Raw genomic sequence first — 26,805 nt, forward strand, 5'->3', positions numbered from 1 at the left:
AGTTATTTAAATAGTCTTATACATTTAGCTGGGTTTCCTACATAAACACCAGGTTTTTCAATATTTCGAGTTACAATAGAGCCAGCCCCTACAATAACATTTTCACATATAGAGACACCAGCGAGTATGATGGCACCAGCGCCTATTTGTACATTATCTGAAATTATAATTTCTTTATCTATATGTTCAGTAGTGATTCCATTATCATTAATCAACAACCCTGTTGAAATTAATTTTGAACCGGCTGAGAGTGTTACTTTATTACCGAGAGTAATACCTCCTTTGGCATTAATATATACATGATCATTAATATTTACTCTGCCTTTGATAGATAATTTCTTTATGTTTTTAATAGTAAAAAAACCAAAATATATAATATTTTTGTTGTAAATTAATTCATTGTAAAAAATGAAGACATAAATTTTTACTATAAGAGAACTTAGTTTTTTTAGGAAAAATGTTTTCATGAAAATTATTTCAGTAATGCACCTGGGTAGCCTAGTTGACGCCATGCTTCAAAAACGACAACGGCAACGGTATTTGACAGATTCATACTACGACTATCAGCAAGCATCGGAACTCTGATTTTCTGCTGCGTTGACATATTATCTAACACATAAGGTGGTAAGCCACGAGTTTCAGGTCCAAAAAGGAGGTAATCTCCATCTTGGTAACTCACATTACTATGTGCTGGTGTGCCTTTTGTTGTTAACGCAAATACACGCGCACCTGTTGGTGATTGTGCATTATCAGGGTTTAAACCTTCACTTTCTAAAAAAGCATAGTAATCGTGGTGCTGTTTAATATCAGCAAATTCACGATAATCAAGCCCTGCACGACGCAGACGTTTATCATCCCAAGTAAAACCCAATGGTTGGATTAGATGAAGATGAAAGCCTGTGTTAGCACACAGGCGGATAATATTACCCGTATTCGGTGGAATTTCGGGTTCAAATAAGACAATATTGAGCATGGTTTATTTAACTTGATAATAATTTTTATACCAATCAACGAACTGTTTTACGCCTTCATCTACACTTGTTTGAGGTTTATAGCCAGTTGCTTTAAATAAATCCTCAGTGTCTGCCCATGTGGTGTAAACATCACCAGGTTGCATTGGTAACATATTTTTATCTGCAGTTTTTCCTAAGTGAGCTTCTAATGCTCTAATATAATCCATTAAATTAACTGGAGAACCATTACCAATATTATAGACTTTATAAGGTGCTGAACTATTAGCAGGAGTGCCTGTACTGACTTTCCAATCTTGTTGTGGTGTTGGTATTACATCCGCAATACGAGCAACACCTTCCACAATATCTTCAACATAAGTAAAGTCTCGTTTCATTTCACCATTATTATAAATATCAATAGGCTCATCGTTGATAATAGCTTTTGTAAATTTAAATAATGCCATATCAGGGCGACCCCAAGGACCATAGACGGTGAAAAAGCGTAATCCTGTTGTTGGTATACCATATAAATGGGAATAGCTATGAGCCATTAATTCATTGGCTTTTTTCGTTGCTGCATATAAAGAAACAGGGTGATTAGCTTGATCATGAGGTGAAAATGGCAATTCATCATTTAAGCCATAAACAGAACTGGAAGAAGCATAAACAAGATGTTTAATATTATTGTGACGACAACCTTCTAAGATTGTCAGAAAGCCAGTTAAATTACTATCAGCGTAAGAAAATGGGTTAATTAGTGAATATCTAACCCCAGCTTGTGCAGCTAAATGAATAACTTTATCAAATTTCTCAGTTGCAAATAGATGAGCCATTTTCTCTCTATCTGCTAGATCAATAAGAGAAAATGAGAAATTATGTAGTTTATTCAGAATGTTAAGCCTAGATTCTTTTAAGGAGACATCATAATAATCATTGAGATTATCGATACCAACAACAATTTCACCTTGTTGGATTAGTTTTTTTATTAGATGAAAACCAATGAATCCTGCAGCGCCAGTGACTAAATATTTCATTACGTAATTAACCCGTATTTATTAATTAATCGTTACCAAATAGGTCTCGAGTATAAACTTTTTCTTCAACGTCGTTTAGCACTGATGACATTCTATTGGTAATAATAACATCAGAGATTGATTTAAATTCATTTAAATCACGAACTAATTTTGAATTAAAGAAGGCTTCTTCTTGCATTTCAGGCTCATAAATCACTACTTCAATACCTTTGGCCTTAATACGTTTCATAATGCCTTGGATAGAAGAAGAGCGGAAATTATCAGAACCAGATTTCATAATTAAACGATAAACACCCACGATTTTTGGCGATTTAGCGATAATTGAGTCGGCAATAAAGTCTTTACGTGTGCGGTTTGCTTCAACGATGGCACTAATAATATTATTAGGCACCGAGTCGTAGTTTGCTAATAGCTGCTTAGTATCTTTTGGTAAGCAGTAACCGCCATAACCGAATGATGGGTTATTATAATGGTTACCGATACGAGGATCCAAACAGACGCCTTCAATAATTTGTTTTGCATTTAAGCCATAAGCTTGAGCGTAGCTATCTAACTCATTAAAGTAAGCAACACGCAGTGCTAAATAAGTATTAGCAAATAGTTTAATCGCTTCTGCTTCTGTGGAGTCAGTGAACAGAACATCAATATCTTTTTTCAGTGCGCCTTGTTGTAAAAGGTCTGCAAATTTTTGTGCTCTTTCTGATTGCTCGCCAATCACAATACGAGAAGGGTATAAGTTATCGTAAAGTGCACGACCTTCACGTAAGAATTCTGGGGAGAAAATAATATTATCCGTATTATATTTTTCTCTCATTTCTTTTGTAAAACCAACAGGGATAGTTGATTTAATAATCATTGTCGTGTTTGGATTATATTCTAAAACATCACGGATAACAGACTCTACAGAAGAGGTGTTAAAATAGTTTGTTTTAGGATCGTAATCAGTAGGTGTTGCAATGATAACAAAATCAGCATCTTTATAAGCGAATTCTTTATCTAAGGTTGCAGTAAAATCGAGCTCTTTGGTGGCTAAAAATTCTTCAATCTCTTTATCAGAAATAGGAGAGATTTTTTTGTTAAGTAATTCAACTTTTTCTTTATTGATATCTAACGCAACAACTGTGTTGTTTTGGGAAAGAAGTACCCCGTTAGATAGACCGACATAGCCGGTACCAGAGATTGTGATTTTCATTTTTTCTTAATCCTAATTTTATAAAATTTCTTTTAAAGCATCTAGATATTTATTAATAACAATTTTTTCATCAAATTCAGTTTCGATTTTTTTTCTACTATTTTTACCCATTTCTAATTTCTTCTCATAGGGTAATTTAATGAATGTATCTATTGCATCAACTAAACTTGATACAGATTTAGGTTGGCATAAGTATCCATTTAATCCATGGGTAACAGTTTCTCGACAACCAACATTATCAGTAGTAATTATCGGTTTTCCCATAGCTCCTGCTTCTAGTAATGTTTTAGGTACACCTTCTCGATAAAAAGAAGGTAATACTATACAGTCAGCTTTAGCTATTTCTTGCTCCACAGTATCCGAGGTACCTAAATAATTAATAATACCTTCAGAAACCCAGTTATTCATTTGTTCATTAGTTATAGCTGATGGGTTATTAATACCAACGAAACCTAAGAGACAAAATTCAACCTTGTTGTCATACTTTTCTTTCAAAATACGAGCTGCATCAATATAAAAAGTAATTCCTTTCTCATATAACATTCTTGCAATTAAAATAAATCTTAATTTCTCTTTATTTTCAGATAATGAAAGAGTAAAACGCGATAAGTCCACACCAGAACCTGGTAGCCTATCTATTTGTGATTCTTTTACATAATTTCTTTCCAAAAATAGAGTTAAGTCATCATTGTTTTGGAAAAATATTTTGTTAGCATATTTTTGGCTATAGCGATATAGATTGCGTGCAAGCTTAGAACTGAGATTATCATTTATAAAAAGCGTTCCTAATCCTGCAATATTATTTATGACTTTTATTTTATTTAACTTGGCAGCTAAAGTTCCATAAATATTATTTTTAGGTGTAAAATTAAGTACTACATCAAATTTAAATTGATTACATATTTTATAGAAAGAAATTAATGTATAGAGGTCAATAAAAGGATTCTTACTTGCTGAATCAATTTTTATATTGATATGTTTTGCACCTAAATTAACTAATTTTTCTGAGTAATCATCAAGTGGTGATATTGTATATACATCAAAACCAGTGTTAATTAATGAAATAATGGTGTTTTTTCTAAAGTTATATAAATACCAACTAGTATTTGATGTTATTGCGATCGTTCTAATAGCTTTTTTACTATTCATGATTTTCATTTTTTGACGCTTTGTATACAAGTAAGGAAGTAAAAATGATTATAATAAAATCACCTACAGTTCTTGATAGTAAATAAGGACCTTTAAAGTTATAAAAAATAAAACATAATATTATTGAAAGAATGAAAAACATATCTTTTTTATTCTTTGATATGCTTTTGAATATTGATGTAAACAAATAGAAATAGAAAAACAAAGTAATTGTAAATAGAGTCATTCCACCTTTAAATATCGCTTGAACATATCCTACATCTGAGAACTCTTGAGGGTCTAAGGCATTTCCAAAAGAAAAAGTTAGTAAATCATTAGGCAGTTTATAATGGTTTTTTATTAAATCATTAGTACTATGATCGCCTTTTTGTTCTATTAGAAATTCAAATACAACTTTAAATTTGTTAAATATAGCTATCGTATAATTATTACTATAAATAACAAATAAGGAAACTGATGTTATACATATAATTATTAGATAAAAGAAATGTCTTTTATTTAAAGATAAAATAACAAATGGAAGTATTAAAATGTTGAATAGAAGCGCTGTTCTGGCAGTAATTAATGATGTAATGAAAAATAATATATATATATTTATGTATATTAATTTTTTATTGTTGCTATATATATATATAGAAAATATTGCTCCCATGTTGGAAATGAAACCAGCAACTGGATATCCCGTAAAATACCCGGGTTTTCTAACAGTATTTATCATTTCTAAAGGAAATTGAGGGTTATATAAATAATCAATAATTCCAAAGTTAAGGTGAAGAATAAATTGGATAAATATTAAAATAGTATTAATAAGGAGTGCATATAATATTATTTTAATAAATTTATCAAAATTTAACTTATAATATAATATTATTATATATAATGAAATAATGATGATTATATTTCTAATTGGAATCAAAACTACATTTGATATAAATACTCCATTTACTGTGCTTGTTATAATAACATATGATTGAATCAATAATAGAATTATAGTAGCAAATATTATTTCTTTTTTTATATGTATTTTTTTTGTAATAAATAAAAATAATGAAAGCGGAGCTAATAAAAAAACAGTAAAATCCAACACTCCTATTTTAGGGAAATAAATTAAAGATAGGATAATAAGAAATATAAAAATGCTATTCTTTTTCTGTGTTTTTTCCATAATGTAGATATATTTCTCATAATGTAATATAGATTGATAACTAATTTTATAACTATAAAGAATATTATATTGGTATTATAACAAAGCTACCGCACTGGGTTTACGGCCCCCAGAGCGCCAAAATCCATCTCAAAAAACCTTATCTATCTGTAATATAAGGATTTTATTATATAAGCATACTTTATCAATATGCTAAAAACCGCACTGAGAGTAGACTCTTCAAACCAGACGGTCAAGTAATAGCTGGGTATTTTAGCATTGATTGAGGATATATAAATACTGGAATAGCGGTCGATTCAGCCAGATCATTCTGAATTACATCAACAAACGTTAATGAAAAGAATATGCCACCTATTCATCAATAGGTGGTAGGATGTTTTGATACAACAATTTAATTACTCTATTTGTTTGTTTCCAATGGTTAAGTTTCTGTTCGTGATCCATGTTATCGGTTATTATTTACTTTAGTGTGTTATTCTCATGCTACTGCAAGAACTTCTTCAGAATTCTAATCACGGCGGTATTCACTAATCTCATTCCTTCCTTTATAGTAATCGTTTATAAGAGTAAGAAACTTTAAGTGTAAAATGAAAAACACCCATAAAATCAGCGTGTTGATGTCAGTGTATAATGATTCAATACATTTGAATGAAGCTATAGATTCTATTTTAAATCAGACTTTTAAAGATTTTGAATTTATCATCATTAATGATGGTTCTACCGATTTGTCTATTGATATTTTAAAAGGATATGAAGAAAAAGATAGTCGAGTAAAAGTGTATACTAATGTATCTAATATCGGGTTAGCTAAATCTTTGAATAGAGGTTTTTTACTTGCTTCTGGTGACTATATTGCTCGAATGGATGCTGATGATTACTCATATCCAACTCGCCTTCAAAAGCAGTTTGAGTTCATGGAAAACCATAAAAATATTATGGTCTGTGGTACATCAATGGAAATCTATGAATACGACAACAAATTCATGATTCTTCCAATAAAGCATAATGCAATAGCTGCTGGATTAATTTTTGGAACTAATTTTTATCATCCAACAGTTATGTTTAGATCTGATTTTATTAAAAAAAATAAAATTATGTATCCAGAAGATTATAAATATGCTCAAGATTATGGGTTATGGATAAATTTATTAAAGCTAAATCAGGAAAATATTTTTTCCAATCTAGAAGAAGCGTTATTAAAATATAGAATTCATCCAAAAAGAAATAGAAAAAACTACTTTAGTACACAAACCTCATTTGCTATAAAAGCACAAATTAATGCGTTAGATATGTTTAATATTGAGGTAGATGAGGATGTATTATATAACTTGAACTTTTCAACTGAAAATCTAAGTTTAGATAATATAAAAAAATGTAATGCAGTTTTGGATAAGATTAAAACTAAAAATAAAGAACTCCGCCCTTATTTTTACAAAAACCTTGAAGTTGCTATTGTGCGAAAAAAAGTATCATTATTTCGGCGTTGTGAGAAAAAAAGCCTTTTTTATCCTTATATGAAAGTCAAAGCAAGGCTTATTTACTTAATGAATAGGAAAATGATTAAGGCTCTAAACTAAGGGTTCGCCCTTAGTTTAGTTTTAGGTAATTTCCAAATATTAGATCAACATTTTTGTTTTCTTCATTATTTAATTCTTTATCCATACCTGCTGACGGAATAAAGGTTAATTCTCCAAAATGAATTACACCACTATTTAGGTATAAATCGACTCTAACAAAAGGAAATGGTTTGGATAGTTTTTCAGCATATTCAAAGAGTTTTTGATAGTTTTGAGGTTTATCTAAAACAGTAGATACTTCACTATTTTTATAATCAATACCATAAGGTAATAATTCCCATTCTTTGTTAACAAAATAGAATTTAGGGTGTTGTGATTCTCTTTCAGTGCAGATCATGACAAACAAAGGTTCACCATGAAAACAGAATAATTTGTAATCATATGGAAGTTCATTATTTTTTGTTTCTATGAATTTTTCACAAATTATTTTTTTAGAGATATCCTTATAAACAAATTCAACAGCTAATCGCCAATAGTCTTCATTTAGCCAAGTTGTTAATGTTTGTCTAATGTTATCTGGGGATATCTTATCTTTATCTCTGCAAATGATATTATAACCTGCACCATGATTGCATTTTAGTACAAATTTATTAGGCAACTCAGAGAAGTTAATATCGTCAGGTTGATCCCATACTTGATGGATTTCATTAAGTATTTCTTCGCAACCACAATCTTTAACATATTCTCGAGCAGCGTATTTATCTGCACATTTTGTGACTAATGGGTTATTTTTATATAAATTTAACTTTAGGTGCTGTAATTTCTCATTAAATGTTTGTGGAAAATCTAAATTTAGAGTTTTCCTCATTCGTTCTTTATATATTGATTTAGTTACTAATTCTGGAAAAGTATCACAATATTTATAACGTAATTTATTTCTTAAAATTTTCAGGTATTTATTCATAAAGGTAATAAAATATAATTTAGCAAAATCGTATTTTAAGGCTAAAAATCACATTTAGATAGATTTTACTTTGTTTTTGGCAACCAAATCTCAACCCTCAACCCACCTAATGGGCTGTCATCAGCTTTAACATGACCACGGTGCTGACTTACGGCTGTTTCTACAATAGCTAATCCCAAGCCTGTACCACCTGATTCACGATCTCTTGCTTCATCAGTGCGATAGAATGGTCGGAAGATATGCTCTCTATCTTCTGGGCTAACACCCGGGCCATCATCATCAACAATAATCGTGATACCTTGGTTTTGTTCAGTAAAGGCAACCTCAATGCGAGAATTTGAATAACGTAAGGCATTACGAACAATGTTTTCAAATGCACTAGCCAGAGAATATGGATTGCAGTAAATAGGCCATGCTCCCGGAGGTGTTGTGACTTGTAGGGTTTTATTACTCTGTTCAGCCTCAAATTTGGCATTATCTAAAATGTCATCCCACAATTCGTTGGCTTTTACCGTTTCGCGTAATAACTCGTTTTTATACTGATTGCGTGAAAGAACGAGTAAATCATTAATCATGCCATCAAGACGCTGAGTTTCAGTTTCTATACGCTCTAGCTCTTTACTTTCTCCACTACGACGACGTAATAATGCACTCGCTAATTGTAAGCGTGTTAATGGTGTTCGTAGTTCGTGAGAAATATCAGAAATTAACCGTTGTTGTGCCTCAACCATGCGTTCAAGAGCACTTATCATCTGATTAAAGCTGGTACCTGCTGCCAAAAATTCTTGAGGGCCTGTTTCTAGTTCAGGGTGAGGGCGTAAATTACCTTTCGCAACATCATCAGCCGCATTTTTAAGTTGTCTTGCCGGTTTTGCTAGGCTCCAAGAAAGCCACACTAATAACGGTGTGCTGATAAGCATGGTAAATATGAGTAGCAATAACGGTTTATCAAATAATAAGTTGATAAAGTCAGATTGAGGGCTACTTGATGGACGAACAAGATAAAGCTGGTAATGATCTTCACCATCTCTTACTGAAAATGGCCCTAACATCTCAGAACGGCCATATTTTTTCTTTTTAGGGTGATCGGCGTTATCAGATTGACCAATAAAGTTTCTGACAACCTGCATCTCATTACGTTGAGCACCGATAATGCGTCCTTCACTGGTCACGATAATTAAACGCTGACCAGGTGGAGCCCATTTATCAATAGCGCGAATTAATCGACGCCACCAAAGGAGATCGTTAGCGGGATCTTGAGCTAATTCCGCTTCGATATGTTGTTCTAGCATAACACCTTGACGGTACTCACTCTCTAAAAGAGGGGTAAGCTGGCGCGAGTCCAGCTTTGGAACCATCATAACTAGCACCAGAACTAATGCTAGCGTCAGCCAGAATATTGCAAAAATACGCGCTGACAGACTATTTATCATAAAGAATATTTATCAAGTTATTGAAACCATCAGATAACCACGGCCACGTAACGTTTTGAACCACGGTTGTCCATCTGTTCTTTCTGGTAATTTACGGCGTAAATTGGAAATATGCATATCAATCGCTCTATCAAAAGGTGTTAAGCGCTTACCAAGCACTTCTTGACTTAGATGTTCGCGTGATACGACTTGCCCCAAATGCTGAGCAAGTAGATAAAGCAAAGTAAACTCAGTTCCTGTTAACTCTAGCGGTTCGTCATCAAAACTCGCTTCTTGTCGGCCTGGGTTAAGTTGTAGTTTATCAACCTGTAGTGTTGGAGATGTATTGCTATCAGTCTGTTTTTGTTCGCTCCAGTTAGAACGACGTAAAATAGCTCTGATACGAGCAACTAGCTCTCTATCATTAAAAGGTTTTGGTAAATAGTCATCAGCACCAAGCTCTAAGCCAAGTACTCGGTCAAGATCACTGCCTCTTGCCGTTAACATGATGACAGGGGTCTGGAAATTTTGGCGTAACTCTTTGAGTGTCTCAATCCCGTTTTTACGTGGCATCATAATATCCAGTAATAACAAGTCGATAGAAGCATCCAAAAGTTTAAGTGCTTGTTCGCCATCAGAGGCGATTACAACATTAAAGCCTTCCATTTCAAGCAATTCTTTCAATAGCGATGTTAATTCGCGATCGTCATCCACTAATAAGATTTTATGCATTCGTCAATTCCTCCAAGAGAAAAATACGATAATAAATAGCGCGAATCTATGACTTTACGTTCTTTTACACGCTCTGACGCTAGTTTGCAGCCGCAACGGTATAGTAATCCACATAGCAAAGAATTACACATATTTAGGTAGCATTAATTAGGTCGGTATTAATCACCGAGTTTAGGAGTAAGAGCAATGCGTAAAGTAGCAGTAGTTGCATTAGCATCAATGTTTTTAGCAGCTCCGACAGTGGTATTAGCTGAAACAGCAAATACCAATCCGCCTACTGAGCAACAATATAATGGTAATTATCACTGCGGTTATGGCTATGGTATGCATGGCGACCGTGATTATAGAGGTCACCGCGGACAACGTGGCCATATGATGAATAACGGTGGACATATGATGGATCGCAATTATGGCGGATCTCATATGTTTAACGGAATCACATTAACTGAGCAACAACGTACCCAAATGCGCGATTTAATGCGCCAGCATCATCAAGACAGATATAACGGAAACTACCGTCAACGTCATGAGAATATGCATAAATTAGTTACTGCACCTCAATTTGATGAAGCAGCAGTAAGAGCACAAATGCAAGATATGGATAAACAAGCAATTGAGCGCCATGTTGAAATGGCGAAAGTCCATAATCAGATGTATCAGTTATTAACCCCAGAACAGAAAGCGCAGTTGGAAAAGAATTACCAACAGCAAATGTCAGATTTTGACCAACAAGGTCAACAAAATCAGTAACGAAGTAAGTAAGAGTGTAGTGCAGCAGTACCTAGTTAGAGAGTAAGTAGCAACAACGAAGTTTTTTCCTTGCCATAGACACCATCCCTGTCTTTTGCAGCCCCTCTGGAGAGGGGCTTTTTTTTGTCCGTTTGTTTGTTATTTCTCTTCAAGAGCATAATTTATCTTATCATCAGGTAATAAATTATAGTCAATATGCTCTTTTTGAAAATTAATGACTGTATCTTGATCATCACAAATATCATTAGAAATCATATGGCAATGGTTAGGGATTTTTGAGTCAGTGATACCCGTCCACTCCGAAAAAAGTGACATAAAATACCGACCATTTCTTTTTTCTGTAATATAATTTTTTTCTTTACTATCGCTTGATAGGATAAATAAAGGGATCTCAAAGTTTTGCTTAAACTTATCATCATGGGTAAGCTTGGCATAACTTTCTCCTTTATTTTCATAAGATAATCCATGGTCAGAAAAATAAAGTAAGGACCATGATTTTCCTGTGCTATTTGATATGTCTACAATGTTCTCTAATAATTTATCTGTATTTTTTATGCTTTGAACATAACAAGATAATTCAACTGATTGGAAAAACTCATCATATTCACCTTGTGTTCTAGCACAAGCTTGTGAGTGAGAGCCTATTAGATGAACAACAATAAGCCTATTTTTCTCACCTTTATTAATGAGTGCTTTTTTAATATCGGGAAGTAAATCATTATCAGTTGTTAAACCATTATTATGATAATCACCTTTACTCAAGAAGTGATAGGTATCAGCTCTCTTTCCTATTGTAGAAATAATTGAATCAGAACCAATCATAGAGCCTTGATTTGAAAACCAATATGTATCTAATCCTGCTTTTTTTGCGAGTGTGATAATATTGTTCTGTAATTCAATATTATTAGTATTCTTATTTTTTAATGTTAATGAAGGTGGTAATGAAAACAATGTTGATGGTGCTGCTGAAATATAATTATTAAATTGAATAACAGGGCTTTTTTCTAGAAATGGTGTGTTTTTTATAGAAAAACCATAACTTTGCATAAAGTCTCGTCTAACACTCTCTCCAATAACTAAGATATAATTATTATATTGCGTATTATTAATAGGTTGCCAATTATCTTTCTTATTAAGCTCTGTATTGATCCACTTATTTTCTATATTTACACTCTCATAATGTTTTTTTATATCACTAAAAAAACGGAGTATTGGTAATTTGGCTTCAAAGTTATAAGTACCATTATTTATCAGGTCTTTTATGGGCCAACTAATACTCGTCATTATAAAAATAAAAGTAATGAAAAGAGAGGTTTTATTTTTAAAAACAATACTCACTTTTAGACTGAGAAGGCCAAGTAAAATAATTAAAAAACTAAATATTAGATTTATTGGTGAAAGGGTATGAATAAATTCGAGAGTTTCATTTGTATTTGTATAAAAAAATGAAATAACAGAATTAATGTTAGGAGAGCCATACTTTAAGCCAATAGGTGTATAAATAGCACCTATTATTGATAGCAACATTATACTAATAGAATAGATTTTTTTAAAACGTCCTGATAAGCATAAAAGAAATGCAGTAAAAGTAAGAACATAAAAAAAACGGAGTTTATAGCCTAGAGAGATATGTATTAATAAAACAAAAATAAGCAAAATTAAACATTGAATAATGTTGTTTTTTAAGAGTTTTTTCATGATGTCAATTCTGGATCAATAATTATTGATTAATTATGGCTGTATTATTTTTGGCATTATAGTTTTTTTTTAGGGTGAGGAAAACCAAGGAAATCAAATTATTTCCTTGGTTTATGAGATTTTTACAACAACGCCTCTGGAGATTCAGGTAAAATTTGTCCGCCATCGACGATAATTGTCTGGCCTGTAATATATTTTGCTTCATTTGAGGCAAAGAAGGCGGCGGCGTAGCCGATATCTTCTGGCTCACCTAAAGTATGTGTTGGGATAGAAGCCTTCATTTGATTTAAATACGCTTCGCCTTGGGCTTGCAAGCCTTCAGTGAGGATATTTCCCGGCATCACAGCATTAATGGTAATACCATGACGCGCATATTCTAATGCTGCACTACGCATAAAGCCAAGTTGTCCTGCTTTACTTGCGCCGTAGTGGCTCCAACCAGGATAGCCTGTGATTGCTCCCGTAATGGATGACGTGATAATCACACGACCTTGTTTTTGTTTTTCCATGACACGAAGTGCTGCCTTCACTAAAAAGAACATACCTTTAAGGTTAACTGTATGCATTTTATCCCAATCAGCTTCAGTCATCTCTTTAATAGTTGCTTGAGGGAAAATGCCAGTATTGGAACAAAGAATATCAAGTTTGCCATACTCTTTTACGACATCATCAACCACTTTTTCACAGGCGGATTGATGAGTGACATCAAGGTGCATAAACTCAACATTTAATTCTTGTTTTGTTTTATTGCCAGCAACATCATCAATATCTGCAATAATCACCTTAGCACCACTATTTTTTAGGGCGATGACAATACCTTTACCAATGCCTTTTGCGCCACCTGAAACCAAAGCGATTTTACCCGTTAAATCAAACATAAAACCTCCTATTAAGTGTGAGTTCTACTGTATCAGTCTAGGTTGAAAAGCGGTAAATCACCCAGAGAACTTTGTTGTGGGTCACAAATGTACCTTAGATAATTTTTTTCTTTGAATGGATGTCATTACGAAATCGAGAGATAAACGTCAGATAGAATGCTGTACCAGAGAAAAACTGAATATTTATCAAAATATGCCGATGCTATTTTTTAGCATAAATAGCGTTTTTTTGAGGTGAATGCAAAAAGGCAGTAAAGTGTCTGTATAAAAAGTGTTAACTTATTAGTGAAACACATTTGAGATAGACTAGTCTAAACTTTAAACAGGCTGTCTGATTAGTTTAATGCGCATCAAGTTTATGAAAAAAAATGTACGATAATGATGAACTGGTAAAAAATATGCGTACAATGGTATTGTTGAATCAATTCAGCATTTGCGATATCGGAAAATAACACCAGATAAGCCGATATTGAAATAAAAAGTTATTCCAACAATTTTGCAATAATTACATCGAATAAGAATCAGAGGTAATCATGGTCAATGGGATCAAAAGAATTGGGGTTTTAACAAGTGGTGGTGATGCACCCGGAATGAATGCCGCGATCCGTGGCGTTGTTCGTGCCGCACTAAGTGAAGGTTTAGAGGTTTATGGGATTATGGATGGCTATATGGGGCTATACGAAAATCGCATGAAAAAACTCGACCGTTTTAGCGTGTCAGACATGATAAACCGTGGTGGTACATTCCTTGGTTCTGCTCGTTTCCCTGAATTCCGTGAAGACAATGTGCGTGCTGTTGCCATTGAAAACATGAAACAAAATGAGCTTGATGCTTTAGTTGTTATTGGTGGTGACGGTTCTTATTTAGGTGCGAAAAAATTAACGGAAGCGGGTTTTCCTTGCATCGGTTTACCAGGCACAATCGATAATGACGTAGCAGGTACTGACTACACCATTGGTTATTTCACGGCGTTAGAAACAGCAGTTGAAGCAATTGACCGTTTACGTGATACCTCAACGTCTCACAAACGTATCTCTATCGTAGAAGTAATGGGCCGTTATTGTGGCGACTTAACTCTATCTGCGGCAATCGCAGGTGGATGTGAATTTGTTGTTTTGCCTGAGGCAGAATTACCGTTTGATCGCGATGAACTGCTGGCGGAAATCAAAGCCGGTATTGAACGTGGTAAACGCCACGCAATCGTCGCAATCACAGAACACGTTTGTGATGTACATGAATTAGCTCGTTTTATTGAAGCTGAAACTAAACATGAAACACGTGCAACAGTGTTAGGTCATATTCAACGTGGTGGCTCTCCTGTTGCTTACGATCGTATTTTAGCCTCACGTATGGGGGCTTATTCTGTACAACTGCTATTAGAAGGTTATGGCGGTCGTTGTGTTGGTATTCAAAATGAAAAACTGGTTCACCATGACATTATTGATGCGGTCATGAATATGAAACGTGTCTTTAAAGCTGACTGGTATGAAACAGCGAAAAAACTCTATTAATCAATAGTGTTATCGTAATACCCTAGCCTTTCTGAGTACTATCCTTATTCGTGAACTACTCTGATACATGTTGTCTGCGTGTCAGAGTAGCTTCTCGAGTGAAAACATTTCATTTAATAATCTTATTCTCCATCAATACTGCCTAACATCCCTTGTATAGATAGTTATATTCCTGTTGTGTATATCAATCGGCTTTTTGTTATTTCATCGTTATAAAACTTTCTGTCAGCCTAGTTAAATATTTAACAATAGGGGATGGAGAGATATGTTTAAACAATGGGGTTTATTATCAACGACTTTAGTCGCATTACTTTTTTCTAATAGCTTATGGGCTAAAGATATTCAGTTATTAAATGTCTCTTATGATCCGACAAGGGAACTTTATCAACAGTATAACCAAGCATTTAGTCAGTATTGGCAGCAGAAAACGGGAGATAGGATCACTATCCGCCAATCACATGGTGGATCAGGAAAGCAGGCGACATCAGTTATCAATGGTATTGAGGCAGATGTTGTGACATTAGCTCTTGCCTATGATATTGATGCGATCGCACAAAGAGGAAGTATCGATAAGCAATGGATAACACGACTACCCGATAACTCTGCGCCTTACACTTCAACGATTGTTTTTCTGGTGAGAAAAGGAAATCCTAAGCAGATAACAGATTGGGATTCACTGATAAAACCAGGTGTTTCCATTATTACACCTAACCCTAAAACTTCAGGTGGTGCAAGATGGAACTATCTTGCTGCTTGGGGATATGGGTTAAAAGCTAATCATCAAGATAACGAAAAAGCAAAAGCATTTGTGAAAGCACTTTATCAGCAAGTTGAAGTGTTAGACTCAGGAGCGCGAGGCGCAACCAATACATTTGTTGAGCGAGGTATTGGTGATGTATTGATTGCATGGGAAAACGAGGCATTATTAGCAATTAATGAATTAGGTGCTGATAAGTTTGAAATTGTTACACCTTCGGTTTCTATTCTGGCAGAGCCTACGGTATCTGTAGTGGATAAAATTGTCGATAAACGAGGAACACGAGAAATTGCCACCGCGTACTTAGATTATCTTTACTCACCACAGGGACAAGAGATTGCAGCAAAAAACTATTACCGTCCTAGAGATAAAGTGCTCGCTGAGAAATACCAAAACAGTTTCCCAAAACTCGAACTATTTACGATTGATGAGGTTTTTGGTGATTGGCAATCAGCACAGAAAATACATTTTGCGACAAGTGGTGTATTTGATGAAATAAGTCGTCGTTGATGTGTCATAAAGCAAAAACAAAAAAATCACCTTCTGGTTTTATATTCAGCAAGGTGATTTTCTTTATTTTTTATCCATTAAAGGCGTAAGCCAGAAAGATAAAAATTATTTTTTCGCTTTAGCTTGTGCTGCTGCTTTCACGATGACGGCAAATGCATCAGCTTTCAGTGAAGCACCACCGACTAATGCGCCATCAATGTCTGGTTGACCAAACAGTTCAGCTGCATTTTTATCGTTCACAGAGCCACCGTATTGGATGATAACTTGTTCAGCGATAGCGGCATCTTTTTTCGCGATATGATCACGAATAAATTTATGGACAGCTTGTGCTTGTGCTGGAGTTGCAGATTTGCCAGTACCGATAGCCCAGATTGGTTCATAAGCAATAACCGCATCTTTAAATGCAGCTGCACCATGTGCATTTAAAACAGCATCGATTTGGCGAGCACAGACTTCTTGTGTTTTACCCGCTTCGTTTTCTGCTTCGGTTTCGCCAATACATAATACAGGCGTTAAACCTAACTCTTTTAACACGCCGAATTTTTGAGCGATAAACTCGTCAGATTCTTTATGATAAGTACGACGCTCAGAGTGACCAATGATAACGTATTTAACATCAACGTTTTTCAGCATTTCTGCTGAAGTTTCACCAGTAAAAGCACCAGATAGGTTAACACCTGTATCTTGAGCACCTAATGCAATACGGCTTCCACCAATTTCATGGCGTGCTTGGCATAGGTAAACTGCGGGTGGTGCGATAGCAACATCACAACCTGCAACACCGCTAACTTCTTTACGTAGTGCAGCAATTAATTCATGAACCATATGAATGCTGCCGTTGAGTTTCCAGTTACCCATGACTAATGGATGGCGCATAACTTTTCCTCCAACCGAGTGGTTTAAATTTAGTTTGCTAATAAACATGAATTCTGTTGATACACAACAGTATAGAGAACAATGAATAGAATAGCTTTGTTTTTTATCACGGAATAGCTGAAACGATCTTGCTGTTTAAAGAAAGCTTAATCGGTTCAATTGCAAAGGTCGTTAATTGTTCACCTTCATGCGCAATAATATAGCGGATCGCACCAACATTATGGCTTACATAAGCCGGAGTTTGGTTTTTAAATGCAAACAAATCGAGAACTTCTTGAATTTGTGTAGGCGTTATTGAAGGGTCAAATTGAGCGATCAAAGTCACAATGTATTGTGTGGTGATCTCACGGTTCATTTTTTCTAATTCAGGTGAGTCTGATGTATGGATAAGCGTCAGTTGCAGACTTTTAATTTTTTCACTGCCACGTTCTAATATCGCTGAAGAGTAAATATAAGGTGTAATACGAGTTGCGGCTCTGACAAGCGGAATAGCAATATCGTGATTAGTGATAATTTTATATTCATTAAGCGATAGTAACGGATTTTGTTGGTTGAATTTTGTTCGTAGCTCCGGAATAGTTATCTCAAAAACGGGTGCATCCTGTTTAAGATAGGCAATATCATCTTTAGTGGGCTGTTTTTGTGCGACAGATATCCCTGTTGCAAAAACAGTAGTTGGCAAACAAAGAGCAATGCTTATGATTATCAGGTATAACGTAGAAAGTGTACTTTCTTTTATCATCTGTCCTCCGTTTGTCAGTGCTGTTATTGGCTAGTCTGTATTATTTGATACTAAATGGACAGTGTAATTCACACATTAAGTAAATTATTGAGAATTTATGACCTTACAACATTGGGCATTTTCATTCAAAGGACGAATTGGACGTCGTGATTTCTGGGCAGGTTTAGGTGTTTGTTTCGCTCTTTTTTCAGGCCTTTTTATTATCAATGACATGATTTATCCATTACCTGCCATTGTAACGTGGATATTGATCTTCTTTATTCTGTATCCCTTGTGTGCGATTTTCACTAAAAGACTCCATGATAGAAATAAAAGAGGAATATGGCTTTTATTACTTTTACTCGCTGTGATGTTGGGGTTGGCTGATACAAGTAGTTTAGAACCTTTTTGGCAGTGGGCGATAGGGCGTTTTCTACCTTCCTTTATCGGGATGATTATGTTGCTTGATTGTGGTGTTTTTATTGGCAATCAAAGTGAAAATTACTTTGGTAAACACACTGAGCAAGTAGATTATCGTCGCTGGCGTTAATCCTTTTTATTAAAATAAATCAGATAAGGGCAAAAAGAGAAAATTGCCCTTATTTTTCTTTTCATATTACCAATATTGTTCGCTGGTAATATGTCCTGGTTTGCGGCGTAAGTGTTTACGCATTTCTCGTTGTTCTTTTAATAGTTGTTGGGTATCTCTTACCATTTGTGGATTGCCACATAACATAATATGGCTCTCTTCTGGAGAAATGGTTAAGCCCACCGTTTTTTCTAAGGCACCACTTTCAATTAACGCAGGAATACGACCTGTTAATGAGCTAATATGATTTTCACGGCTAACAATAGTTTGAATACGTAATTTTCCTTGGTAACGCTCAACAAGTTTTTCCATTAATGGGAGATAACTTAAGTCATTAGTATATCGAACCGCGTGAACAAGAACGATATTTTCAAATCTATCCAGATCTTGGCCTAATTGTAAAATCGATAAAAAAGGCCCTATGGCTGTCCCTGTAGAAAGCATCCAAAGTGTATTGGCACTAGGAATTTCTTCTAATACAAAAAAGCCACTGGCTTGCTCGGTGACAAGTAATTCATCCCCTATTTCTAGAGCACTTAATTTAGGGCTTAATTTTCCTTCGGGTACAGTCACCAGATAAAATTCTAAGTTAGGATCATTCGGCGCATTCACATAAGAATAGGCACGTTGCACTCGTTCGCCATCAATATCTAATGCTAATTTTGCAAATTGCCCCGCTGTAAATTTATCAACAGGGGCATTTACAACAAGACTTATTAACGTGTCAGTCCAGCGATTAACTTGGATAACTTTTCCATTCACCCAATTTGCCATAGAGGTTATCTCCTTACGATAAATGCGTTTATGTCGCTTATTCATTCTAAATAGGAAGCGATTTTTTATTTATCAAGATGATGTGGTGATGTTATTTATCTGAATTTTTGTCAATGAATGACACAATATGTACATTTATATTGACAACTATGGTGTTTTTCTCTGACATTAGTCGATGTACAAAAATTGCTGACTATCTCGCAAATTTCTACAAATTTGTTAACTTAGTCTCATTCTTAAAAGGTGTATATTTTGCAGAGTTTATTTTTATAAATTCTCTGTCGTGTACGCCTGTCCGTTAATTTATTTGAAATTCCTGAGCAAAGAAAAGAAATGAGAAAGTTAGAGCATGCAAATCTATTATTATTGATAATTGCACTGGTTGCTGTGGGTCAAATGACACAAACCATCTATGTTCCAGTCATTGCCGAAATGGCGGTTTACTTTGGTGAGCCGACAGGTGCTGTACAGCAAGTAATGGGCGCTTATCTTTTTTCTTATGGTTTTTCACAGCTCATTTATGGGCCTATCTCCGACAAAGTAGGGCGTCGCCCCGTTATTTTAGTCGGAATGACGATTTTTTGTTTATCAACACTGGTAGCGATTTTTTCACAAAATTTAACCACACTGGTTATTGCAAGTACCTTACAAGGGATGGGAACAGGTGTGGCAGGAGTCATGACGCGTACTCAACCTCGTGATTTATATACAGGTACGGCATTACGTTACGCTAATAGTTTGTTAAACATGGGGGTTTTAGTTAGCCCATTATTAGCGCCGATGATTGGTGGTGTTGTGGCTCACTTCTTTGGCTGGCATGCGTGTTATATCTTCTTATTATTATTGGGAAGTAGTGTTCTTTTCTGTATGTATCGTTGGATGCCAGAAACTCGGCCAGTACAAGTTGAGAAACGTAAAATGCTGTCATCATTTTACTTACTGCTTTCCAATAGTACCTTCAGTGCATTTTTGATTATGCTAATTTGTGCATTATCAGGTATTGCAGTTTTTGAGGCATCAAGCGGTGTCTTAATGGGCGGAGTATTAGGCTTAAATAGTATTACTATCAGTATATTATTTATTTTACCGATCCCTGCTGCGTTCTTTGGGGCTTGGTATGCTGGTCGTGAAGGTAAAACCTTTGTACAACTGATGTGGCACTCTGTTTTTTGTTGTTTATCAGCTGGTATTTTAATGTGGATCCCCGGTTGGCTAAATATCATTAATATTTGGACTCTTCTGGTACCTGCCGCACTATTTTTCTTTGGTGCAGGTATGCTATTCCCATTAGCAACAACGGGTGCAATGGAGCCATTTCCATATTTAGCAGGCTCTGCGGGGGCACTGGTGGGTGGATTACAAAATGTGGGATCAGGTGTTGCAACATGGTTTTCAGCCTTATTACCACAACATAATCAATTTAGTTTAGGTATGATTATGTTCGCTATGTCAGTGGCTATTATGCTTTGTTGGCTTCCTTTGGCTCACCGTTTTAGCCATGAAGAACATACTATTTAGACTATTGGTGTAGTCAATTAAATAAAAAATGCCGAGAATAGAATTTCTCGGCATTTTGGTTTTGTAGCCTAGGCTACTTCTCTCTCAACTCGTTGTATTAATTAAGCGCGATCTTCCCACTCTTGTGCACGAGCAACCGCTTTTTTCCAACCGTTATAACGGTAGTTACGCTCAGTGGTTTCAATACCAGGGCGGAATTCTTTATCAATTGCCGCTTTATTTTTAACTTCTTCTAAATCGTTCCAGAAGCCAATAGCAAGACCCGCAAGGAATGCGGCACCTAGTGCGGTACTTTCACGGACAACAGGGCGTTCAACACGAGTGCCTAAAATATCGGACTGGAATTGCATTAAGAAGTTATTGGCAACAGCACCACCATCAACACGCAATGATTGTAAACGCGCACCTGAATCGGCTTGCATTGCATCAAGTACATCACGTGTTTGGTAAGCGATAGATTCTAAGGTTGCACGAATAATATGATTACGGTTAGCGCCACGGGTTAAACCAAAGATAGCACCGCGGGCATACGGATCCCAATATGGTGCGCCTAAGCCGGTAAAGGCAGGAACAACATAGACACCATTCGTATCGTTTACCTTAGTTGCGAAGTATTCAGAGTCGGTTGCTTCATCAATGAGTTTTAATTCATCACGTAACCATTGAATGGACGCACCACCAACGAATACAGCACCTTCTAAGGCATAGTTCACTTCACCACGAGGGCCACAGCAGATAGTTGTTAACAAACCATGATTAGAGCGAACGGCTTCTGTACCTGTATTCATCAGTAAGAAACAGCCTGTACCATAGGTATTTTTCGCCATACCACTTTGTACGCAAAGTTGACCATAAAGTGCAGCTTGTTGGTCACCCGCCATACCCGCGATAGGAATACGTGTACCACCTTTACCACCAATGTTTGTTTGGCCATAAACTTCGGAAGATGGCACAACTTTTGGTAACATATTGCGAGGAATATCCAGCAGATCGAGGATTTTCTGATCCCAATCTAAAGAGTGGATGTTAAATAACATGGTACGTGAAGCGTTAGTGAAATCGGTAACGTGAACGCGACCTTGTGTCATTTTCCAAACTAACCAAGTATCGACAGTACCGAATAACAATTCGCCATTTTCTGCTTTTTCACGAACACCTTCGACGTTGTCGAGGATCCATTTTAATTTTGTACCAGAGAAATATGGGTCAACCATTAAACCGGTGTTTTGACGAATATATTCTTCAACACCTTCTTTATCTTTTAAGCGGGTACAGAAATCGGCAGTACGACGGCATTGCCATACAATGGCGTTATAAACAGGTTTACCCGTTTCTTTATCCCACACAATGGTGGTTTCACGTTGGTTTGTGATACCAATACCAGCTACATGATCAGATGGAATATCTGCTTTTGCTAATACTTCAACTAGGGTTGCACTTTGTGTTGCCCAAATTTCCATTGGATCGTGTTCAACCCAGCCTGGCTTAGGATAAATTTGAGTGAATTCGCGTTGTGAAATACTGACGATATTTGCATCATGATCAATAACTACGGCACGTGAGCTGGTTGTACCCTGATCAAGTGCAACAATGTATTTTTTTTCGGTATTCGATGTATTTGTTTCTGTTGTCATGTTAGTAACCTGTTCTGATAATCAACAATCTTGCTCTAAGTATTATTTATCGTCTTCAATTTTGCAGGTATCGCAAGGTAAGTGACGGCCAATTAATTTACGGTAAGCCAATGCACCCAAGATACCACCGATAAATGGAGCAATCATTGGAACTAAGAAATAAGGAATATCACGTCCACCAGTCAGTGCAATATCACCCCAGCCAGCAAAGTACGCAACCAGTTTTGGACCAAAGTCACGGGCAGGGTTTAAGGCGAATCCTGTTAGTGGACCAAATGCACCACCGATAACGGCAATTAAGATACCAATCAGTAAAGGCGCTAATGGGCCTTTAGGTACACCGTTACCATCATCAGTTAAGGCTAAAATTAAGCCAACAAGGATAACGGCAATAATAACTTCGACAACAAAGGCATGTGCAACGGAAATTTGAGCTGCGGGATAAGTAGAGAATACACCGGCAGTGAAGAGACTTTCTTGTGAGCCTCTGACAATGCCATTAACTTGTTCGTAGTCGAGAAAAACACTGTAGTACATAAAGTACACAATGGCTGCGGCAAAGAAGCCACCTAACATTTGTGCAATAATATAAGGGATAACTTTTCTGCGTTCAAAGCAAGCGAATAACCAAAACGCAACGGTAACTGCCGGGTTCAAGTGAGCACCAGATGTGCCCGCGGTAAGATAAACGGCTAAGGCAACACCCAGCCCCCAGATAATACTTATCTCCCATAGTCCTAGCTCTGCTCCTGCAATACGTACTGCAGCAACACAACCAAGGCCGAAGAAGACTAGCAACGCAGTTCCGATAAATTCAGAAATGCATTGACCCATAAGAGAGGTTTTCGTCTGGCTCATATATTCTATCCTGAAAGAGGTTATTTATTGTTAGTATTCTTTTCGAATTGAAAAGATAACTGTGAATTTATCGTTAATGAGCGTAAACGAGAATAAGCGAAATTGAAATTTGTGTGTCTCATCAAGAAAATGAGTGAAAACGCTCTTAATTAGTGACTTGATCGACATTTGTAATGTGATCTGACCAGTGTTTTTGATAAATTGAAAAAAGAATGTAATTCCACGGAAGATGCTAGACAGTTGTTGATAGGCTACTTACAATCGGAAGTATCGATTATATGGGGGATTACAGTATGTCATTTGAAGTTTTCGAAAAGTTAGAATCAAAAGTACAACAAGCTATTGATACCATCACGTTATTACAGATGGAAATTGAAGAGTTAAAAGAAAAAAATGATGCGCTGAACCAAGAAGTTCAAGAAGCGAAAGGATCACACGAAGCCCTTGTTCGTGAAAACGAAGAGCTAAAACAAGAGCAATCAAGCTGGCAAGAGCGTTTACGCGCGCTGTTAGGCAAAATGGAAGACGTACAGTAATTGTCTTTAAATTGTCTTTATTTTGTCTCTAAAGCCTAAAAACAAAAGCCACCAGACGGTGGCTTTTGTGTCTTAAATCATAAGAAAGCAGATAAAAGTAAAATTATTCTTCTATTAAATCTTCATCTAAGCCCAAAGGCTCTTCTGATAAGATGATCCCGGTATTATCGGCATAAAGATAATCACCAGAGAAGAACGTAACACCGCCAAAGTTGACGCGGATATCACTTTCACCAATACCTTCACTCGGGCAACCCGCTGGTATCGCAGCCATGGCTTGAATACCTAAATCAAGTTCTGACAATGTATCAACTTGACGTACTGCGCCATAAACGACAATGCCTTCCCATTCATTCGATACGGCAAGTTGTGCCAATTCAGCATCAATTAAGGCTTTGCGTACAGAGCCACCGCCATCAACTAAAAGAATACGGCCTTTGCCATTTTCTTCTAGTAAGTCATAAAGCAGGCCATTATCTTCAAAACATTTCACGGTGATGATTTGCCCACTAAAGGCACTTTGACCACCAAAGTTTGAGAAAAGCGGTTCTACGACATTGATATCTTCTTGATAGATATCACAGAGTTCAGAAGTATCATATTTCATAGGAGATTACGTCAGGTTGCCACAGGAAAAGCCAGTATATCCCTTAACGGGGGTAGTTGGCAAAAGACTCACTGAAAATTCAGTGAGTCAAATCAACAATCGAGCTAAATTATTCTAAAACTAAACCTAAAGAGAAGAGTACGTTAGTGAGTAGTGCTGCTTTTACCATATGTTCAAGTAAAGGGCGCATTGCTTCACCTGAATGATCGGCATTAACACGTTTAATATGCAATAAAAGCATCGGTGTTGCGAGTAAGAATAGCCATGCTGTCCAGCGGTGCATATACAGAAGCGTGAAGATAATTAAGCAAGCAATAGAGAGAAAAATGACACACGTATGGTAAGTTCGTGAGCCAGCAGGGCCTAAGCGAACGGCTAATGTATTCTTGCCCGCTTGAATATCACTTTCTAAATCGCGCATATTATTAATATTTAGAACGGCGACAGACAGTAAACCACAGGCCGTGGCCGGAAGTAGGGTGACAATATCGAAGGTGTTAGATTGTAAGTAATAAGTTCCGATTACGCTTAACCAACCAAAGAATATTAAGACAGAAATATCACCTAATCCCATATAGCCATAAGGGCGTCGGCCTACGGTATAGGTAATGGCTGCGACAATAGCGAGTAATCCCATCACTAAAAAGCCAATGGCATCTTCAGGTTTTTTACATGCAACAATAATCAGTGCAATACCTGAAATACAAGAGATGATGACATTTAATATTAAGGCTTTTTTCATTTGAGCTGGCGTTATTACGCCTTTTTGCATTCCACGAAGTGGCCCTAAACGCTCTTCTGTATCGGTACCTTTTACAGCATCACCGTAGTCATTAGCAAGGTTTGATAGAATTTGTAATGTGCCAGCTGTCAAAATAGCAAGCAGTGCAATAGGTAGCTCAAAATGCCCCATCCAATACGCTAATGCGGAGCCAGTCACAATGGCAATTAACCCTAAAGGCAGTGTTTTGGGTCGTAAACTTTCAAGCCAGGCTTGAGTCCGGCTAGTGGAATTTAGAGAGCTCATGCTGAAATTCGATACTCATGTTCGTTGTTATTATAAAAATAAGAATGGGAGGCAAGCCTCCCACGTAAATATTGCTGATAAGGATCGCACAAGTTGATTATAAAATAAATCGACTCAGATCTTCATCTGCTACAAGCTCATCCAGATGCTGTTTCACATATTCTGCATCAATCAATATAGATTGACCTTGTCGTTCGCTTGCATCGTAGGAAATTTCTTCCATTAAACGTTCTAAAACAGTATGTAAACGACGAGCACCGATATTTTCGGTCGTTTCATTTACACGCCACGCTGATTCAGCAATTTTGCGAATACCGTCTTCAGTAAAGCTAATAGAAACCCCTTCGGTTGCCATTAAAGCTTCATACTGTTTTGTTAACGATGCATTAGGCTCTGTAAGAATACGCTCAAAATCTTCTGCTGTCAGCGCTTGAAGTTCAACGCGAATTGGCAGACGTCCTTGCAACTCAGGAATTAAATCAGAAGGACTGGAAACTTGGAAAGCACCTGACGCAATAAACAGAATATGGTCTGTTTTTACCATACCGTGTTTTGTTGAAACTGTACAACCTTCAACCAGTGGTAAGAGGTCACGTTGTACACCTTCACGAGAAACGTCAGGGCCAGAACTTTGACCGCCACGTTTACAGATTTTGTCTACTTCATCAATAAAGACAATACCGTGTTGTTCTACTGCATCAATAGCTTGTTGTTTAAGCTCTTCAGGATTAACTAATTTAGCGGCTTCTTCTTCAACAATCAGCTTAAACGCATCTTTGATTTTCATCTTACGCGCTTTTTGTTTTTGCCCAGCTAAATTTTGGAACATAGATTGTAATTGATTTGTCATCTCTTCCATTCCTGGAGGAGCCATGATTTCAACACCCATTGGTGTTGCAGATAATTCAATTTCAATCTCTTTATCGTCTAATTGACCTTCACGTAATTTTTTACGGAAAGATTGACGAGCGGCCGAAGGTTCAGAGGTTTGCTCTGTGACACCCCAGTTATTTTTTGCAGGTGGAATAAGTGCATCAAGAATGCGTTCCTCAGCCATTTCCTCAGCACGGAAACGATTTTTATCAATCGCTTGGCTACGCACCATTTTGACCGCAGAGTCGGTTAAGTCACGGATAATAGAATCAACTTCTTTACCTACATAACCCACTTCTGTGAATTTAGTTGCTTCTACTTTGATGAAAGGTGCATTGGCTAATTTTGCTAAACGACGTGCAATTTCAGTTTTACCCACACCAGTAGGGCCAATCATCAGAATATTTTTAGGTGTTACTTCATGGCGCAGCGCTTCGTCGAGCTGCATGCGACGCCAGCGGTTACGTAGGGCAATTGCCACAGCACGTTTCGCTTTATCTTGACCAATAATAAATCTATCAAGTTCGCTGGCTATTTCGCGAGGAGTCATTTCAGACATGCTCTCAAATC

At 36.3% G+C, this 26,805-nt stretch carries 26 protein-coding genes; 7 read left to right on the forward strand and 19 right to left on the reverse strand.

The genetic code is table 11. From position 1 onward, the window contains the following. Nucleotides 1-2: 2 nt before the first annotated feature. From LW139_RS00255 to LW139_RS00280, 6 genes are read right to left on the reverse strand one after another with little or no spacing between them, the layout of a single operon-like run. On the reverse strand, nucleotides 3-467 hold the full coding sequence (locus LW139_RS00255) for an acyltransferase (RefSeq protein ID WP_247850484.1): 465 nt from the start codon (nucleotides 465-467) through the stop codon (nucleotides 3-5). A gap of 5 nt (nucleotides 468-472) precedes the next feature. Beyond that, a complete protein-coding gene (gene trmL / locus LW139_RS00260) occupies nucleotides 473-973 on the reverse strand; it encodes a tRNA (uridine(34)/cytosine(34)/5-carboxymethylaminomethyluridine(34)-2'-O)-methyltransferase TrmL (protein WP_247850485.1) in 501 nt (166 codons plus the stop codon). 3 nt (nucleotides 974-976) lie between these two features. After that, nucleotides 977-1,987 (reverse strand): NAD-dependent epimerase, encoded by a 1,011-nt coding sequence (locus LW139_RS00265; protein WP_247850486.1) that lies wholly within the window; start codon nucleotides 1,985-1,987, stop codon nucleotides 977-979. 25 nt (nucleotides 1,988-2,012) lie between these two features. After that, on the reverse strand, nucleotides 2,013-3,179 hold the full coding sequence (locus tag LW139_RS00270; RefSeq protein ID WP_247850487.1) for a nucleotide sugar dehydrogenase: 1,167 nt from the start codon (nucleotides 3,177-3,179) through the stop codon (nucleotides 2,013-2,015). A gap of 18 nt (nucleotides 3,180-3,197) precedes the next feature. Further along, on the reverse strand, nucleotides 3,198-4,328 hold the full coding sequence (locus tag LW139_RS00275) for a glycosyltransferase family 4 protein (protein ID WP_247851239.1): 1,131 nt from the start codon (nucleotides 4,326-4,328) through the stop codon (nucleotides 3,198-3,200). After that, nucleotides 4,321-5,493: a hypothetical protein gene (locus tag LW139_RS00280; protein ID WP_247850488.1), complete on the reverse strand. Its 1,173-nt coding sequence runs from the start codon at nucleotides 5,491-5,493 to the stop codon at nucleotides 4,321-4,323. Before LW139_RS00280 ends, LW139_RS00275 begins: the two co-directional genes overlap by 8 nt. Nucleotides 5,494-6,080: 587 nt before the next feature. On the opposite strand from LW139_RS00280, the gene LW139_RS00285 reads away from it, so the two are divergent. Then, nucleotides 6,081-7,070: a glycosyltransferase family 2 protein gene (locus tag LW139_RS00285; RefSeq protein WP_247850489.1), complete on the forward strand. Its 990-nt coding sequence runs from the start codon at nucleotides 6,081-6,083 to the stop codon at nucleotides 7,068-7,070. A gap of 10 nt (nucleotides 7,071-7,080) precedes the next feature. Here the strand turns inward: LW139_RS00285 and LW139_RS00290 are convergent, their stop codons facing one another. The 3 genes from LW139_RS00290 to cpxR all read right to left on the reverse strand — a co-directional run bounded on the left by LW139_RS00290 (nucleotide 7,081) and on the right by cpxR (nucleotide 10,118). Then, nucleotides 7,081-7,974 (reverse strand): ATP-grasp fold amidoligase family protein, encoded by an 894-nt coding sequence (locus LW139_RS00290; protein ID WP_166539324.1) that lies wholly within the window; start codon nucleotides 7,972-7,974, stop codon nucleotides 7,081-7,083. A gap of 65 nt (nucleotides 7,975-8,039) precedes the next feature. Next, a complete protein-coding gene (cpxA, locus tag LW139_RS00295; RefSeq protein WP_247850490.1) occupies nucleotides 8,040-9,407 on the reverse strand; it encodes an envelope stress sensor histidine kinase CpxA in 1,368 nt (455 codons plus the stop codon). Nucleotides 9,408-9,419: 12 nt separating this feature from the next. Further along, on the reverse strand, nucleotides 9,420-10,118 hold the full coding sequence (gene cpxR, locus LW139_RS00300; protein ID WP_109409897.1) for an envelope stress response regulator transcription factor CpxR: 699 nt from the start codon (nucleotides 10,116-10,118) through the stop codon (nucleotides 9,420-9,422). A 186-nt stretch (nucleotides 10,119-10,304) separates the two neighbouring features. Here cpxR and cpxP point away from each other — a divergent pair, with 186 nt between their 5' ends. Next, the gene (cpxP, locus tag LW139_RS00305; RefSeq protein ID WP_109409898.1) at nucleotides 10,305-10,868 is read left to right on the forward strand and encodes a cell-envelope stress modulator CpxP; all 564 of its coding nucleotides are present in this window, start codon (nucleotides 10,305-10,307) and stop codon (nucleotides 10,866-10,868) included. A gap of 138 nt (nucleotides 10,869-11,006) precedes the next feature. Here cpxP and LW139_RS00310 read toward each other — a convergent pair whose 3' ends face one another. Together LW139_RS00310 and fabG are read right to left on the reverse strand one after the other, a co-directional pair. Next, nucleotides 11,007-12,566 (reverse strand): phosphoethanolamine transferase, encoded by a 1,560-nt coding sequence (locus tag LW139_RS00310; RefSeq protein ID WP_247850491.1) that lies wholly within the window; start codon nucleotides 12,564-12,566, stop codon nucleotides 11,007-11,009. A gap of 122 nt (nucleotides 12,567-12,688) precedes the next feature. Next, a complete protein-coding gene (fabG, locus tag LW139_RS00315) occupies nucleotides 12,689-13,444 on the reverse strand; it encodes a 3-oxoacyl-ACP reductase FabG (protein ID WP_006534171.1) in 756 nt (251 codons plus the stop codon). A 533-nt stretch (nucleotides 13,445-13,977) separates the two neighbouring features. On the opposite strand from fabG, the gene pfkA reads away from it, so the two are divergent. Further along, nucleotides 13,978-14,955, forward strand: a complete 978-nt coding sequence (pfkA, locus tag LW139_RS00320; protein WP_166539328.1) for a 6-phosphofructokinase — start codon at nucleotides 13,978-13,980, stop codon at nucleotides 14,953-14,955. A 265-nt stretch (nucleotides 14,956-15,220) separates the two neighbouring features. Then, a complete protein-coding gene (locus tag LW139_RS00325; protein ID WP_247850492.1) occupies nucleotides 15,221-16,222 on the forward strand; it encodes a sulfate ABC transporter substrate-binding protein in 1,002 nt (333 codons plus the stop codon). Between the two features lie 105 nt (nucleotides 16,223-16,327). Here LW139_RS00325 and tpiA read toward each other — a convergent pair whose 3' ends face one another. Further along, nucleotides 16,328-17,098, reverse strand: coding sequence for a triose-phosphate isomerase (gene tpiA / locus LW139_RS00330; protein WP_069366847.1), 771 nt, complete (start codon nucleotides 17,096-17,098; stop codon nucleotides 16,328-16,330). A 106-nt stretch (nucleotides 17,099-17,204) separates the two neighbouring features. Continuing rightward, on the reverse strand, nucleotides 17,205-17,840 hold the full coding sequence (locus tag LW139_RS00335; RefSeq protein ID WP_166539330.1) for a DUF1454 family protein: 636 nt from the start codon (nucleotides 17,838-17,840) through the stop codon (nucleotides 17,205-17,207). A 97-nt stretch (nucleotides 17,841-17,937) separates the two neighbouring features. Between LW139_RS00335 and LW139_RS00340 the strand changes: the two genes are divergently transcribed. Then, a complete protein-coding gene (locus LW139_RS00340) occupies nucleotides 17,938-18,369 on the forward strand; it encodes a DUF805 domain-containing protein (RefSeq protein ID WP_166539331.1) in 432 nt (143 codons plus the stop codon). A gap of 66 nt (nucleotides 18,370-18,435) precedes the next feature. Here the strand turns inward: LW139_RS00340 and fpr are convergent, their stop codons facing one another. Continuing rightward, on the reverse strand, nucleotides 18,436-19,182 hold the full coding sequence (gene fpr, locus LW139_RS00345; RefSeq protein ID WP_247850493.1) for a ferredoxin--NADP(+) reductase: 747 nt from the start codon (nucleotides 19,180-19,182) through the stop codon (nucleotides 18,436-18,438). Nucleotides 19,183-19,515: 333 nt separating this feature from the next. Between fpr and emrD the strand changes: the two genes are divergently transcribed. Further along, entirely contained in the window at nucleotides 19,516-20,700 is a 1,185-nt protein-coding gene (gene emrD, locus LW139_RS00350; protein WP_227336274.1) for a multidrug efflux MFS transporter EmrD, read from the forward strand. Nucleotides 20,701-20,801: 101 nt separating this feature from the next. Here emrD and glpK read toward each other — a convergent pair whose 3' ends face one another. Together glpK and LW139_RS00360 are read right to left on the reverse strand one after the other, a co-directional pair. Continuing rightward, the gene (gene glpK, locus LW139_RS00355; protein WP_210813128.1) at nucleotides 20,802-22,334 is read right to left on the reverse strand and encodes a glycerol kinase GlpK; all 1,533 of its coding nucleotides are present in this window, start codon (nucleotides 22,332-22,334) and stop codon (nucleotides 20,802-20,804) included. A 42-nt stretch (nucleotides 22,335-22,376) separates the two neighbouring features. After that, entirely contained in the window at nucleotides 22,377-23,192 is an 816-nt protein-coding gene (locus tag LW139_RS00360) for an MIP/aquaporin family protein (RefSeq protein ID WP_109409908.1), read from the reverse strand. Nucleotides 23,193-23,485: 293 nt separating this feature from the next. On the opposite strand from LW139_RS00360, the gene zapB reads away from it, so the two are divergent. Further along, a complete protein-coding gene (gene zapB, locus LW139_RS00365) occupies nucleotides 23,486-23,728 on the forward strand; it encodes a cell division protein ZapB (RefSeq protein WP_166539334.1) in 243 nt (80 codons plus the stop codon). Between the two features lie 103 nt (nucleotides 23,729-23,831). Here zapB and rraA read toward each other — a convergent pair whose 3' ends face one another. The 3 genes from rraA to hslU form a co-directional block, all read right to left on the reverse strand. After that, nucleotides 23,832-24,335, reverse strand: coding sequence for a ribonuclease E activity regulator RraA (rraA, locus tag LW139_RS00370; protein WP_166539335.1), 504 nt, complete (start codon nucleotides 24,333-24,335; stop codon nucleotides 23,832-23,834). A 109-nt stretch (nucleotides 24,336-24,444) separates the two neighbouring features. Further along, a complete protein-coding gene (locus LW139_RS00375; RefSeq protein ID WP_109409910.1) occupies nucleotides 24,445-25,362 on the reverse strand; it encodes a 1,4-dihydroxy-2-naphthoate polyprenyltransferase in 918 nt (305 codons plus the stop codon). A gap of 97 nt (nucleotides 25,363-25,459) precedes the next feature. After that, the gene (gene hslU, locus LW139_RS00380) at nucleotides 25,460-26,794 is read right to left on the reverse strand and encodes an HslU--HslV peptidase ATPase subunit (protein ID WP_109409911.1); all 1,335 of its coding nucleotides are present in this window, start codon (nucleotides 26,792-26,794) and stop codon (nucleotides 25,460-25,462) included. Nucleotides 26,795-26,805: the final 11 nt, after the last annotated feature.

This window comes from Proteus vulgaris (genome assembly GCF_023100685.1).
In the GTDB taxonomy this organism is placed as follows: Bacteria; Pseudomonadota; Gammaproteobacteria; order Enterobacterales; family Enterobacteriaceae; genus Proteus.

What these genes read in the sequence shown, in the direction of transcription:
- LW139_RS00360 (WP_109409908.1), bottom strand. Translation starts at nt 23,192, where the DNA reads ATGAGCCAGACGAAAACCTCTCTTATGGGTCAATGCATTTCTGAATTT.
- emrD (WP_227336274.1), top strand. Translation starts at nt 19,516, where the DNA reads ATGAGAAAGTTAGAGCATGCAAATCTATTATTATTGATAATTGCACTG.
- fpr (WP_247850493.1), bottom strand. Translation starts at nt 19,182, where the DNA reads ATGGCAAATTGGGTGAATGGAAAAGTTATCCAAGTTAATCGCTGGACT.
- hslU (WP_109409911.1), bottom strand. Translation starts at nt 26,794, where the DNA reads ATGTCTGAAATGACTCCTCGCGAAATAGCCAGCGAACTTGATAGATTT.
- LW139_RS00265 (WP_247850486.1), bottom strand. Translation starts at nt 1,987, where the DNA reads ATGAAATATTTAGTCACTGGCGCTGCAGGATTCATTGGTTTTCATCTA.
- LW139_RS00310 (WP_247850491.1), bottom strand. Translation starts at nt 12,566, where the DNA reads ATGAAAAAACTCTTAAAAAACAACATTATTCAATGTTTAATTTTGCTT.
- rraA (WP_166539335.1), bottom strand. Translation starts at nt 24,335, where the DNA reads ATGAAATATGATACTTCTGAACTCTGTGATATCTATCAAGAAGATATC.
- LW139_RS00270 (WP_247850487.1), bottom strand. Translation starts at nt 3,179, where the DNA reads ATGAAAATCACAATCTCTGGTACCGGCTATGTCGGTCTATCTAACGGG.
- LW139_RS00375 (WP_109409910.1), bottom strand. Translation starts at nt 25,362, where the DNA reads ATGAGCTCTCTAAATTCCACTAGCCGGACTCAAGCCTGGCTTGAAAGT.
- LW139_RS00275 (WP_247851239.1), bottom strand. Translation starts at nt 4,328, where the DNA reads ATGAATAGTAAAAAAGCTATTAGAACGATCGCAATAACATCAAATACT.
- LW139_RS00255 (WP_247850484.1), bottom strand. Translation starts at nt 467, where the DNA reads ATGAAAACATTTTTCCTAAAAAAACTAAGTTCTCTTATAGTAAAAATT.
- LW139_RS00280 (WP_247850488.1), bottom strand. Translation starts at nt 5,493, where the DNA reads ATGGAAAAAACACAGAAAAAGAATAGCATTTTTATATTTCTTATTATC.
- LW139_RS00335 (WP_166539330.1), bottom strand. Translation starts at nt 17,840, where the DNA reads ATGATAAAAGAAAGTACACTTTCTACGTTATACCTGATAATCATAAGC.
- LW139_RS00325 (WP_247850492.1), top strand. Translation starts at nt 15,221, where the DNA reads ATGTTTAAACAATGGGGTTTATTATCAACGACTTTAGTCGCATTACTT.
- trmL (WP_247850485.1), bottom strand. Translation starts at nt 973, where the DNA reads ATGCTCAATATTGTCTTATTTGAACCCGAAATTCCACCGAATACGGGT.
- LW139_RS00290 (WP_166539324.1), bottom strand. Translation starts at nt 7,974, where the DNA reads ATGAATAAATACCTGAAAATTTTAAGAAATAAATTACGTTATAAATAT.
- cpxP (WP_109409898.1), top strand. Translation starts at nt 10,305, where the DNA reads ATGCGTAAAGTAGCAGTAGTTGCATTAGCATCAATGTTTTTAGCAGCT.
- cpxR (WP_109409897.1), bottom strand. Translation starts at nt 10,118, where the DNA reads ATGCATAAAATCTTATTAGTGGATGACGATCGCGAATTAACATCGCTA.
- zapB (WP_166539334.1), top strand. Translation starts at nt 23,486, where the DNA reads ATGTCATTTGAAGTTTTCGAAAAGTTAGAATCAAAAGTACAACAAGCT.
- fabG (WP_006534171.1), bottom strand. Translation starts at nt 13,444, where the DNA reads ATGTTTGATTTAACGGGTAAAATCGCTTTGGTTTCAGGTGGCGCAAAA.
- tpiA (WP_069366847.1), bottom strand. Translation starts at nt 17,098, where the DNA reads ATGCGCCATCCATTAGTCATGGGTAACTGGAAACTCAACGGCAGCATT.
- cpxA (WP_247850490.1), bottom strand. Translation starts at nt 9,407, where the DNA reads ATGATAAATAGTCTGTCAGCGCGTATTTTTGCAATATTCTGGCTGACG.
- pfkA (WP_166539328.1), top strand. Translation starts at nt 13,978, where the DNA reads ATGGTCAATGGGATCAAAAGAATTGGGGTTTTAACAAGTGGTGGTGAT.
- LW139_RS00285 (WP_247850489.1), top strand. Translation starts at nt 6,081, where the DNA reads ATGAAAAACACCCATAAAATCAGCGTGTTGATGTCAGTGTATAATGAT.
- LW139_RS00340 (WP_166539331.1), top strand. Translation starts at nt 17,938, where the DNA reads ATGACCTTACAACATTGGGCATTTTCATTCAAAGGACGAATTGGACGT.
- glpK (WP_210813128.1), bottom strand. Translation starts at nt 22,334, where the DNA reads ATGACAACAGAAACAAATACATCGAATACCGAAAAAAAATACATTGTT.